Source organism: Paenibacillus sp. HGH0039, from assembly GCF_000411255.1.
GTDB lineage: Bacteria > Bacillota > Bacilli > Paenibacillales > NBRC-103111 > Paenibacillus_F.
In genome coordinates, this window is sequence record NZ_KE150412.1 from 1,833,657 (window position 1) to 1,845,789 (window position 12,133).

At 52.8% G+C, this 12,133-nt stretch carries 12 protein-coding genes; 1 reads left to right on the top strand and 11 read right to left on the bottom strand.

Annotated features, from left to right (window positions below; translation table 11 throughout):
- Positions 1-647 precede the first annotated feature (647 nt).
- Positions 648-1,235 (bottom strand): hypothetical protein, encoded by a 588-nt coding sequence (locus tag HMPREF1207_RS08090; RefSeq protein WP_009671395.1) that lies wholly within the window; start codon positions 1,233-1,235, stop codon positions 648-650.
- A gap of 411 nt (positions 1,236-1,646) precedes the next feature.
- Here HMPREF1207_RS08090 and HMPREF1207_RS08095 point away from each other — a divergent pair, with 411 nt between their 5' ends.
- Entirely contained in the window at positions 1,647-2,060 is a 414-nt protein-coding gene (locus HMPREF1207_RS08095) for a DUF2614 family zinc ribbon-containing protein (RefSeq protein WP_009671387.1), read from the top strand.
- A gap of 78 nt (positions 2,061-2,138) precedes the next feature.
- On the opposite strand, the gene HMPREF1207_RS08100 is transcribed toward HMPREF1207_RS08095, so the two are convergent.
- From HMPREF1207_RS08100 to gatC, 10 genes are all read right to left on the bottom strand, one after another.
- Positions 2,139-3,827 carry a glycosyl hydrolase family 18 protein gene (locus HMPREF1207_RS08100; RefSeq protein ID WP_016423568.1) on the bottom strand — a complete coding sequence of 563 codons (1,689 nt, stop codon included), beginning with the start codon at positions 3,825-3,827 and terminating at the stop codon, positions 2,139-2,141.
- A gap of 126 nt (positions 3,828-3,953) precedes the next feature.
- Complete coding sequence (locus HMPREF1207_RS08105; RefSeq protein WP_009671384.1) at positions 3,954-4,388, bottom strand: Fur family transcriptional regulator; 435 nt, start codon at positions 4,386-4,388, stop codon at positions 3,954-3,956.
- A gap of 121 nt (positions 4,389-4,509) precedes the next feature.
- Entirely contained in the window at positions 4,510-5,739 is a 1,230-nt protein-coding gene (locus HMPREF1207_RS08110) for a DUF4097 family beta strand repeat-containing protein (RefSeq protein ID WP_009671397.1), read from the bottom strand.
- Positions 5,740-5,744: 5 nt separating this feature from the next.
- Entirely contained in the window at positions 5,745-6,374 is a 630-nt protein-coding gene (locus HMPREF1207_RS08115) for a hypothetical protein (protein WP_016423569.1), read from the bottom strand.
- Positions 6,375-6,694: 320 nt separating this feature from the next.
- Positions 6,695-7,306, bottom strand: a complete 612-nt coding sequence (locus HMPREF1207_RS08120; protein WP_009671396.1) for an RNA polymerase sigma factor — start codon at positions 7,304-7,306, stop codon at positions 6,695-6,697.
- Positions 7,307-7,457: 151 nt separating this feature from the next.
- The gene (locus HMPREF1207_RS08125; protein WP_009671399.1) at positions 7,458-8,150 is read right to left on the bottom strand and encodes an MgtC/SapB family protein; all 693 of its coding nucleotides are present in this window, start codon (positions 8,148-8,150) and stop codon (positions 7,458-7,460) included.
- Positions 8,151-8,205: 55 nt separating this feature from the next.
- A complete protein-coding gene (locus tag HMPREF1207_RS08130; protein WP_009671392.1) occupies positions 8,206-8,682 on the bottom strand; it encodes a GNAT family N-acetyltransferase in 477 nt (158 codons plus the stop codon).
- A gap of 105 nt (positions 8,683-8,787) precedes the next feature.
- Positions 8,788-10,236 (bottom strand): Asp-tRNA(Asn)/Glu-tRNA(Gln) amidotransferase subunit GatB, encoded by a 1,449-nt coding sequence (gene gatB / locus HMPREF1207_RS08135; RefSeq protein WP_009671381.1) that lies wholly within the window; start codon positions 10,234-10,236, stop codon positions 8,788-8,790.
- Positions 10,237-10,257: 21 nt separating this feature from the next.
- A complete protein-coding gene (gene gatA, locus HMPREF1207_RS08140; RefSeq protein ID WP_009671389.1) occupies positions 10,258-11,715 on the bottom strand; it encodes an Asp-tRNA(Asn)/Glu-tRNA(Gln) amidotransferase subunit GatA in 1,458 nt (485 codons plus the stop codon).
- A gap of 66 nt (positions 11,716-11,781) precedes the next feature.
- Entirely contained in the window at positions 11,782-12,069 is a 288-nt protein-coding gene (gene gatC / locus HMPREF1207_RS08145; RefSeq protein ID WP_016423571.1) for an Asp-tRNA(Asn)/Glu-tRNA(Gln) amidotransferase subunit GatC, read from the bottom strand.
- Positions 12,070-12,133: the final 64 nt, after the last annotated feature.

The window sequence follows — 12,133 nt, forward strand, 5'->3', positions numbered from 1 at the left end:
ACCGATTATCCGGTCTTAGCTACCGTTTCCGGTAGTTATCCCGATCTTACAGGCAGGTTGCCTACGTGTTACTCACCCGTCCGCCGCTAACTCTCAGAGAAGCAAGCTTCTCATCAAGTCCGCTCGACTTGCATGTATTAGGCACGCCGCCAGCGTTCGTCCTGAGCCAGGATCAAACTCTCCGATAAAGTTGTGCCGGCCAAAGGCCAGCGGTTTATCTCAAGCTGATTAAGCTCAAAAATTCGTTGCTGACGAGAATTTCTTCTCATTAATGTCTCAATTGCTTGAGACGCTTCAATCACTCGTTGTTCAGTTTTCAAAGGACAATTTGTAAGTTTCTATCGTACTTTGTCGCTTTACCTCGTTTGGCGGCGACTTGACTACTATACCACATTTGGACTTAGTAATGCAAGCACTTTTTTTCGAACGCTCCGTTCGTTGTTAGCGGCTTGTCCTTTGTTAGCAACTTGCCTTCCGAAGGGGCGAAAATTAATTTACCATGAAACCTATTATGAAGTCAACCCTTTTGCGCATTGGAAAAACATTACTGATCCTAACGCCTTATTTATCAAGAGTTTTGAGGCTTCAAAAAAGAAAAAGACAGCCTTTAAGGGCCGCCTGACTTCCTCAACCCGTTTCGGTTGAAGTTAATTTTTGAACAACGTATACCGCAGCAAGAGCTGTGAACATTCCGCGTCCGCTGGAACAGCCACTTCTTTGACCAATGTTTTTTTGACGAGTTTATTAAGAAGCTGCTGAAGATTGTTGCCCAGAATTTTAATCTCGGGCTGCTCCAGAAGTTCATCTGCACTCCACGGCTCCGGCCTCGAGTCCAGACGCTGGATGAGCGGCTTGCAGCAGCGCTCCATTTTGGACATGACCGAAAATTCGCATGCCAGAAGGACAAGCTGGATTCTTTGTTTCAGCGTTTCCTTGCTCGTGGTCAGCTCTTCATACAATTTATATACGCCGCTGTTTATTGGACGGACCTGATTCCAGACCGCTTCCTGAACAGTTTCCCCCTCTTCGATGATGACAATGCGCGCCCAGTGTTTCAAAGCTTCCAGCACGTTCTGGTAAGCGTCGAGCAGATGTTCCTCGAGTATGTAGGATTTGCTCTTCAAATACTTGTTCAGAAAAAGCGAGAATTCCGACAGCAGCTGCCGGTCGCGCAGCTCTTCCGGTAGAGATTGCGTACGCTCCCGAGAGTCTTCCAAGTACAATTGACGATCCAATTGGATCTCCCCTTTCAAAAGACCGTTAACGATATTCGATCTAATCGCTGCAGCAGCCCTGTTCAAGTACGGACGAATTCAACCATCTTCCTTGTATACGATGATTGTCTTCTATATAATGATGTATGGAGTTGTAAGTGTCCGGATGATTGGTAGTAAACCAGCAGAAGGATCGCACATCCTTCTGTGATGAAAGCAACCTGCTGCGGATAGCGAAACGAATTACCACGCTGTAACGGAGTCCGGGAAATACACGCTAAGATAACCTCCTCGCAAGAGTATTCGCAGGGTCTCCGAAGCCATCATTCGTTCGTTAGAAAAGTAATTCTACTTTCCTCCGCCGTTTCCTGCTTACATGAGAACGAATTGTGTTTTAATTCCGAAAATGCCTGTAGAAAGAGGGGAACACCGTTGCTTTTAAAATCAAGTAAAATCAATGAATTCCGCTTATGGGGTCTGCTGCTGACCATGGGCGGCATGCTTATTATGATCATCGGCCTGGCCGGAGTCGTGTTCGATTGGGGCGCCGTCGGGCGAATTATTGCCGTCATCTTCTTGATTCTCGGGATGATCAGCATGCTCGGAAGTATGGCCATTTACTTCTGGGCGGGCATGATGTCAACCTCCGCCGTGGCGCTCGATTGCCCTGAGTGCGGCAAAAGAACGAAGATGATCGGTAAAACGGACCGCTGCATGTTCTGCAAAACGATTTTGACGGTCGACCCTTCGATGGCACCCGCGGAAGCCGAAATCGCGGATGAAGGAAATATCCGCAAACCGGAATCCGGTTCTGCACCGTCCGCAATCGACTCATCTAAAAATTAATGTAAAAAAGCTGCCATCCATTACGGATGACAGCTTTTTTTGTAGAAATTTAATGATTTCGGGCGGTGCGGCCTAACCCTACTCCAGGGCATCGGCTATGACCTTCCATATGGCCGGTTCTTCAAAACCGCGCCGCCAGGAAGCGATCCCCGCCAATTTGTATTTACTCACAATATCCAGACGGGCTTTGACGGACGTTTCGTCCTCCAGCCAGATCCGGTTGAGTTTTCCGTCTTCTTTGTACTCGACGTAATTTTGCCCGGTGTCTTCACGGAACTCGGGAGTCAGGCCTTTCTCCTGTATGATCTTGCGGGGTTTCTCCATAAATACAGCCTTCGAGCTGACTTTCGTACCGTCATCCTTCTGTTCTTCGGTCCATATGCGCGTATAAAAAGGAATGCCCAACACAAGTTTGGAAGGCGGTATTTTGTCTTCATCCAGAATCTGCTTGAGAGAACGCTCCACCCACGGGAGAGACGCGACTGAGCCCGACTTCGGACTTGATGCCCAGTGCTCGTCATAGGCCATGAGCATCATGTAGTCCACGGCAGCGGCCAGAGCGGGCCGGTCATATACGCGGCTCCAGGCATCGCTGCCCGATTTTGCCGTCACATCGATTGACAGAATCAATCCCCGCTCATGGAGCAGCGGAGCCATTTCTCTCACGAACTGGACCAGATTAGGCCCGTCCGATTTGTTCATGTTCTCAAAATCAATGTTGATGCCCTGCAAATTATACTGCTTAGCAAAGGACAGAAGCTGGTTGATCATGTTCAGCCGGGTTTCGTAGCTTTCCAGCGCCTTGCCCGTCATTTTCGGTTCAAAAGAGTTGTCGAAAAGGGCCCAGATCTGGTAATTGCGGCCTTGCGCCCATTTGATGTAATCGGGGTCGGCCTGATTCTTGATGGTTCCCTTCTCGTCAGCTAGATGAAACCAGGTAGGACTCACGACATTGAGGCCGGGCATCTCAGGAATGGAGGCCGTTTTGGGCGTTGCCGTAACGACATGTTCCCATGTCATATTGAGCTTGCCTTGGGGTTTCCATCGCGGCTTCGCGGCGGGAGGCTGAAATTCGGGAATCGCCTCTCCTTTTTCTTCCGTCACAAGAGAGGCCTTAACGAAACCGGCAAGTCCGCCGGTCTGCTGAACTTTGTACCAGCCGTTCTGTTCGCCCCAAATCATGACACGCTCGCCATCCCCCAAGCTGCCCGTGATCGGATTACGAATCGAGCTGCCGCTGCGCAGCTCGCCTCCTTCTTTTCCGCGAAAAGTCCCCCAGCGTATCTTCTCCCCGGGATTAAAAAGCGATACGGCGCCGGTTACCTCATCCTCCCTGAGTTGTATACCGTACAGCTCCTTAAGGACGGAAACGGGTACATAGAACTCTTTTTCCTGCTTTGTCATCGGCGATACAAGGGGGATTTCTTTGAGATTCCGGGACGCCGTGGCTTTGTCGGCCTGAAGCCGCACTACGGCCTGTTCCGTCGTCAAAATAACGGAATTGCCGGAAGCCTCGCTGCGGACAGCCGGATCGATCCACTCGGCTATGAGTCCCAAGGGGAGTTTCATGGCCTCTTTGGACCCCAAGGCGGAGCTTTCGTAAGCTTCTCCCTGATAGAAGACCGGCTTGTCCAGTTTAGCGTAAGAAGGCGTTATACGATTGTTATTGGGCAGCCGGTTCATGACCAGGTAAGCGATGGCCGCCAGTACGATAAGCAAGAGTATAAAAGAACGGAACCGGCTCTTTTTGCGCTTCGAGCCACGCATGTAGGGCTGCTTCAAAAGCTTCTGCACATCCTTTCAGAAAAAAGAAAAACGTATCGGCACGCCCGATAACGAAGAGCGGCTAATACGTTCGCGTAATAACGTGTTTGGAAGTTTGAGAACGACGAATCAATGCGTCGCCTTTCCTGCACAGTCCGGACAAAGCCCGACGACTTCAAGCCGGTGTCCGCCTACCCTAAAGCCGGTTTGCTGAGCGGCAACGTGCTCAACATCAACGATGGGCGAGTAATCAAAATCGGATATCTTGCCGCAGCTTTGGCAGCGGGCATGATAATGATCGGACAGATCGGCATCGAAACGGCTGGAATCGTCCCCGTAAGTCAATTCCCGTACTAACCCCGCGTCTATGAACACTTTCAGGTTGTTGTAAACCGTGGCCACGCTCATATTCGGAAATTTGGATTCCAACGCCTTGTAAATCTCATCAGCCGTAGGGTGGTTGAAGGAGTCGAACAAGTACGTCAAAATCGCGTACCGCTGCGGAGTCATGCGAACACCTGTCGTTTTAAGTTTGGCAAGCGCTTCTTCCAAATGTTCGGACATGATTCTCACCACCTGTTAGTAAGGGGCAGTACTGTGTACTCGATGGACACAGATACAACCTTTATTCTATTGTACGTGTGAGAAATTGCACTTGTCAACGCCTGATGAAGGCGTGATGCGTTTAATTTACGGTTTCCAGGGAAATCTCGCCATCCGTCCGGATCGCAAGGTTATGTTCACCGCTTCCCACGGTACCGCTCAGTTTCTCCTCCTCCAGCCGGACCGGGAGCCCCGTATGAAGCACCCTCGCGGAACCTTGAACCTTAAAGCCCGCTTCCCCGGGGAGGCGGATCGTAATCCGGCCGTTATTGGTGCTGGCCTGCCAATCTCCGGCCATTTCGGCGGATTCGAGCCGTACCGATCCGTTCTCGGTCTCCGCTTGAATCCGTCCGGAGACATCTTTGATTTTAACGCTCCCGTTATCGGTGCGCGCCACCGCGTCTCCCTTCACCGAGGAAAGGGTGACTTTGCCATTGGAGGCGGCCGCATGAACCCCCGCTCCGGTTTCCCGGATAACGACCTCGCCGTTGACGGTTTGCGCCTTGACGGCTCCCGAGATGGAGCTGACGCTGATTTTGCCGTTTGCCGTAACCGCTTCTACATGACACTGGATATCGGTTAATTCCACCGAACCGTTGCTCGTATGAGCGGAAAACAGGTTTAGGGTCCGGAGGCCCGCCGCGTGAACGGCGCCATTCTCCGTTTCGGCCAGATAATCCAGAGACGCTGTACGCGGCAGCGTAACGGTAATGTCTATTCTCGCTTTATTTTTGACAAACCAGGCCTTCGTATATTCTTCCCCGACCGCTTTAAGCGTTAATTCAGTCCCTTGAATGCTCTGCTCGACATGTGAAGCATCCGCGATTTTGCGGGCTTCTTGCTCATCGTCGTCATTCACCCAGACCGTTGCCTGTATCCGGACGGCATCCCCGTCTCCAGCAGCCAGCTCAATGTGGCCGTTCGTGTTGATTGCGTGAACTTGGGTTACCGCGGGAGTCAGGATGAATTCCGCCGGTTCCTTGTCAAAGCTCCGGCTCTGCAATGCACCGACCTTGAGGTTAAGCCCGGACAGCAGCCCCTGGCTGAATCCCTGGGAACCGGCGACAACGGCGCAGATAACCACCGAGAAGAAAATGGCCACCGGATCCAGTTTGACAGCCGTTTCCCGGGAATTGGACAGGAATTGCAGCAAAATCAGTTCCAGCCCTGCGGCCACAAACAAAAGGGGCCACCAGCTTATCAGTTGCCCCAACATATGGGTGCCTGCGGCCCGGTCCAGAAGCATGGATACGCCAACTGTGACAAACAGCACCGCCGCCGTAAATCTGCCCGCTTTAATCAATCCGATCACCCGATCTATTGTTTTCTTTTCGTTTCCCAGACAAAAAGAGCAATTCCGCCGACAATCAGAACGATGGCTCCGAAATAAGAACCGAACAGCTTAAAGAAAGATTCCAGCCAAACCGGTTTGCTGCTGGCCAGAAAAAGGAATCCGCCTGCCGCAATCAGCAAGATACCCAAGTTTCCGCCTTTAGCCAGCTTTTGCAGAGGATCGGTCAATTCCTCGGATTCTCCGTAAAAACGGCGCCGGTTTACGATATCCGTAAGCTGCAAGGCTTCAAATATGTTGTAGAAGTAAATGACCGGCAGAATGAGCGAAAACAGCGTGATCATGGCCACGTTCGTTCCTTCATCCCGGGTTGCGAAAAGCACAATCGCGAAAATATCCATGATGACGAGCATCATGATAAACAATCCGCGCTGCATCATCCCCACATAAAATTGGCCGGTTCCCGGCATCATCAGGGAAAGGAGCATAGCCAGCCATTTCTTCTTGGGCGGCTGTTGAAAATACGGGGGATATGGCGGCACGCCGTAAGGGGGGCCGGGCGGATAATTCCGCTGCTGCTCCTCATAAAAGTGCGGATCTTTCAAGTCATCCATCTCGGGCGAGCCTCCTGGGGTGTAAGAAAATTGTTGAGACATTCCGTACCTCCTTGCTGCATGATCGTCATGCACGTTATCCTATTCTGTTGGACAAATGTTGGACGAATTCGGACCATTCGGCCACATGCGAATTCAATAGTTTCAAAAGACCGGAGTTGATAAATATATAAGTAGCCGCTGTGGCGACAAAAAGATTGACGAGTTCCGAATGCCTTCGTTTCTTCGGCGCTAAGGGTCGAAATCCAGGCACGGTATTCCCCGCGGCAACATCCTTCATCACCCGGTCGGTGAAATTGGCGGAAGGTTGGAGCAGCTTCATGCCGTTTAGTTCGGCTTGGAGTGCGGGCGGAAGTTCCGGGCTATTGTGAAGCGCGTGAAGCCGGGGCTGACTGGGACGTTTGGGCGTTCGTTCGGGCATCTGGATACACCTCCAACCATTTTTCTTTAAGCATGGCTTTGCCGCGGTATAAGCGCGTCTCGATCGTCTTCAGGGGAAGATCGGTCACATCCGATATTTCCTGGTACGACAACTGTTTGAAGTGATAGAGATACATCACCAGTTTGTATTTCTCCGGCATTTCGGCGATCAACCGGTGGACGGAGTCGCTCTCTTCATGACGGATCGCCTGCTGTTCGGGCTCGGTCCTGCGGTCGGCCAACCAGGTCTTGAGCTTGTCGAGCAAGGGAACTACAGGACGCCTGCGCTGGGCACGGCGGTAATCCGTAACGAGGTTAACGGTCATCCGGTACAACCAAGTCGTGAATTTGCTCTCCCCTCTGAAATGGGATAAAGAGCGGTACAACTTCAGAAACACTTCCTGGGACAAGTCTTCGGCGGTTTCGCGATGGTTCACCATGCGGTAAATCAGCGTATACACGTAGCTTTTGTGCCGATCAACCAATACGCGGTAAGCTTCCGCCTCCCCCCGGTTGATCTGCTCCACCAACTGTTCGTCTGTCAGGTGCTCCATTGCTTCACCGCCCTTTCTCTTGTGCCCTCTTTACTATAACGCGCTTAACATCTGATTTACATATCTTTTGACGATACTAAAAAGATTCCCCCTTCAAACCGGATAAAAAAAAGAAAAAGCAGGGCCAATTCGCCCCGCTTGACGCTTCTAATTATTCCATGGTTACCCCCACCACGCCGTCCAGATGACGGATATCATCCAGCAAGAGAGGAACCAGGTGGTAATCCGGTATGATGACATTCAGATAGATCATAACCGTCTGCCGCTCATCTCTTTCTTCTTCATTCACACCGAATTTGCGTATCTCCACTTTATTCTTTTCGAGAATGTCGGAGATTTTGCCGAGATTGCCGGGCCGGTCCATTGCATGAACCCGGATCAGATGGCGTTTCTTGGCGCCGAAATATTTGTGCTCGATTTTATTTAAAATCCATAGAGAAAGAATAACCATGATCGTGGATAAGATGGCCGCGTAATAAAAACCGGCTCCCGCAGCGAGACCGATTGCCGCAACGACCCAAAGCGAAGCTGCCGTCGTAAGTCCGGAAACGGAAAAGCCGTTGCGTATGATCGTTCCGGCGCCAAGGAAACCGATGCCGCTGACAACTTGCGCCGCAAGCCGGGAGGGGTCCATACGAACGGTCAGCTCTTTGGAAAACGCGCTGAATCCATAGATGGAGAGCAGCATGATCAAAGCGGAACCGACACAGACCAGGATATGCGTCCGGAATCCGGCCGCCTGGTTGCTCAGCTCCCGTTCGAAGCCGATCAATCCTCCAAGCACCAAAGCCAAAATCAGTCTAATCGTTAAATCGAACTGCCCGATTACCCAAGGATCATTCAACTTCGTTCCCACGCTCCTCTTCTTTTCGTGCTGATGTGTCCCAGCTTCCCCCTGATTATATGCCTTGGATTTTCTCAAATGTCACCAAAGCGACGGAAGGGGCGATCGTGCGTTTGCCCGTACGATGAAAACCGAACTTTTCATAGAGGCGGACAGCGGGCAGATTGGCTTCTCCCGTAGACACGACAAATCTGCCTGCCTGCGGGTTTGACGCGATTGCATGACGAATCAGTGCGGAAGCGATTCCCTGGCGGAAATGACGGGGGTGAACCATCATCCGCGTAATCGTCAGCTCTGTTCCATTTTCTTCCCAAGTGATTGCGCCCGCGAGTTCTTCCCGCCCCTCCTCCCGGTCACTGACATAATACCCCGTAAACGTCTCTTTGGAACACCGCAGGGTTAACGGGCTGTCCCTCAGGGGCGGAATGTCTTTGTACCCGATTAGTCCGGCCTCTACAAGATAAGCGGCTGTCTGCAAAGCAAGCAGCTCCAGCACGGCTTGAACATCGTCCAAGGGGATTTGTCTCATCATCGTTTTCATCTCCTCATGCCCGTTTACGCCCTACCTGTTGTAAAAAAACGGCATATCCTGATGGACATGCCGTTCGATGTGCCTAAAATGGTTTCGCTGTTCGGCTTATTGCGCCTGCAAAGTCTCCACGATGAGCTTGTTGACCAAGCCGGGATTGGCTTTGCCCTTCGTTTCCTTCATAACCTGGCCGACGAGGAAGCCGACCGCCTTCTCTTTGCCCGCTTTATAATCGGCTACGGATTGCGGATTGCCTGCCACAACCTGCTCGACAACGGATTTGATGGCGCCTTCGTCACTGATCTGAACGAGGCCCTTCTCTTCGACAATCTGCTGCGGCGCTTTGCCGCTTTCGATCATTTCTTTAAAAACGGTTTTGGCGATTTTGTTGGAAATGGTGCCTTTTTCGATCAAACCGATCATTTCACCGAGTCCTTGACCGGTTATTCGGATCTCGCCGAAATCCAGTCCGCCGGCATTGAGATACCCGAGAAGATCACCCATGATCCAGTTGGAAACGGCCTTCGCGTCGGACGTATATTTCAGGCTTTCCTCGAAGAAATCGGCCATCTTCATGGAAGCGGTAATCACCTCGGCATCGTAGCTCGGAAGTCCGTACTGGCTTACGTAGCGTGCTTTACGGGCATCCGGAAGCTCCGGAATCGACGATTTTACGCGCTCTTTCCAGCCGGCATCGATATGCAGGTTGACGAGATCCGGATCCGGGAAATAGCGGTAATCATGCGATTCTTCCTTGCCCCGCATGGAAATGGTTTTGCCTTGGCCTTCGTCCCAGCGGCGCGTTTCCTGGACGACCTCGCCCCCGCCGTTCAGGACTTCCGCCTGGCGGATTTCTTCATATTCGAGACCGCGCTGTACGCCGCGGAAGGAGTTCATGTTCTTAAGCTCCGCGCGTGTGCCGAATTTCTCCTGGCCTACCGGACGGATAGAGATGTTGGCATCGCAGCGCAGAGAACCTTCTTCCATCTTCACGTCCGAAACGTCGCAGTAAAGCATGATGGCGCGAAGCTTCTCCAGATACGCGCGCGCCTCTTCCGGAGAGCGGAGATCCGGCTCGGACACGATCTCGACCAGAGGCGTTCCGACCCGGTTGAAGTCAACCAGCGAAGCGTAACCGCCGTCGACGTGAGTCAGCTTACCCGCATCTTCTTCCAGATGCAGCCGGGTGATGCCGATACGTTTCGTCTCCCCGTCCACTTCAATGTCGATCCAGCCGTTCTCGCCGATCGGCTTGTCGAACTGGGAGATCTGGTACGCCTTGGGCGAATCCGGATAGAAATAGTTTTTGCGGTCGAATTTCGTCACGTCCGCGATCTCGCAGTTCAAAGCCATGGCGGCTTTCATCGCATATTCGACAGCCTGCCGGTTAAGTACCGGCAGAACGCCCGGATGCCCGAGACAGACCGGGCACGTATGCGTGTTCGGAGGCGCGCCGAACGAGGTGGAGCAGCCGCAGAAGATTTTGGAATTTGTATGCAGTTCAACGTGAACTTCAAGCCCGATCACGGTTTCGTATTTCGTTTCAGTCGCTGACAAAAAGATCCCTCCTGTTACGCGTTATAGCTGCGGACGCTGCTTGTGATGATCGGTGTTCTGCTCGAAAGCGTGAGCTACGCGCAGCACGGTGGACTCGTCCAGCGCCTTCCCGATAATCTGCAGTCCTACAGGCAGGCCAGAGGCCAGACCACACGGTACGCTGATGGCCGGAATACCTGCCAGGTTGACCGGGATGGTCAAAATATCGTTCAAATACATCGTAAGCGGGTCGCCTACCTGCTCTCCCAGACGGAACGCCGTCGTAGGAGCCGTAGGGCCGATCACGACATCGTAGTTTGCGAAAACTTGATCAAAATCCTGCTTGATCAGCGTGCGGACTTTCTGCGCCTTCAGATAATAGGCGTCATAATAGCCGGAGCTGAGCGCGTAAGTCCCGAGCATGATCCGGCGTTTCACTTCCGGACCGAAGCCTTCGCTTCTGGACATATGGTACATTTCCAGCAGGTTGTTCGCGTTGTCCGTACGTATGCCGTAGCGGACGCCGTCGTAACGCGCGAGGTTGGAGGACGCTTCCGATGAAGCGAGCAGGTAGTATGCCGCAACGGCATACTCGGAATGCGGCAGGGAAACTTCCTCGACCACCGCTCCCAGACCTTCCAGCACGCGGAGGGCTTCCTGGATCTTCTCCTTCACCTGAGGATCGACGCCGGCACCCAGGTATTCCTTTGGCACCGCGATGCGGAGCCCTTTGACGTCGCCGGTCAATGCGGAGACGTAATCGGGAATCTCCACGTTCGCCGACGTGGAGTCCTGCGGATCGTGGCCCGCAATCGACTGCAGGACGTAAGCGGAGTCTTCGACGTTCTTCGTGAGCGGACCGATCTGGTCCAGCGAAGAGGCGAACGCGACAAGTCCGAACCGGGACACGAGCCCGTAGGTCGGCTTCAGGCCGACCACGCCGCAGTAGGCGGCCGGCTGGCGGATAGAGCCGCCGGTGTCGGAGCCCAGCGAGAAATACACCTCGCCGGCAGCCACGGAAGCCGCAGAGCCGCCGCTGGAGCCGCCGGGCACGCGATCCAGATCCCACGGGTTGCGTGTCGCGTGGAACGCGGAGTTCTCGTTGGAGCCGCCCATGGCGAACTCGTCCATGTTCAGCTTGCCGACGGGAAGCGCCTGGGCTTCCTTCAGTTTGCGCATCACAGTCGCGTCGTACACGGGCGTGTAGTTCGACAGGAACTTGCTCGCGCACGTGGTCGTGACGCCTTCGGTCACGATGTTATCCTTGATGCCTGCAGGCAGACCGAACAGGATTCCCCGGGATTCTCCCGCGGCAATCTGCTCGTCCAGCGCTTTCGCAGAGCGGCGGGCGTTTTCTTCATCGAGCTTGAGGAACGCTTTTACTTTGCCGTCCACTTCGGCGATCCGCCGGTAAGACTGATCGACCAGCTCCGTGACGGATACTTTTTTATCCAGCAGTTGTGTATGTAATTCTTGTAATCTCAACTCAAATAGCGACAACGTAAGGTGCCTCCCTTCAAATAACAGACAACCGTGCAAACTCCAAGGTCTGGTTAAACGTACGTATTACTCCATAACGGCGGGCACTTTGAACTGCCCGTCTTCTTCTTCCGGAGCGTTCAGCATCACTTTGTCCAAAGGCAGGGACGGACGGACTTCATCCTCCCGCGTCACGTTCTTGACGGACATCGCATGACTCGTCCGCTCCACATGTTCCGTATCCAGCTTTCCAAGCTGTTCGGCGTATTTCAAAATAGCGTTAAGCTGTTCCGTAAACTGTTCCTTCTCTTCGGCAGAAAGATCAAGGCGGGCCAGCTTGGCCACGTGTTCGACATCCTTAATAGTAATGCTCACAGACGATTCGCACCTCTCTTTGTATGTACACGCCAAATTCATTCTACCTATTATAGCCTAGTTA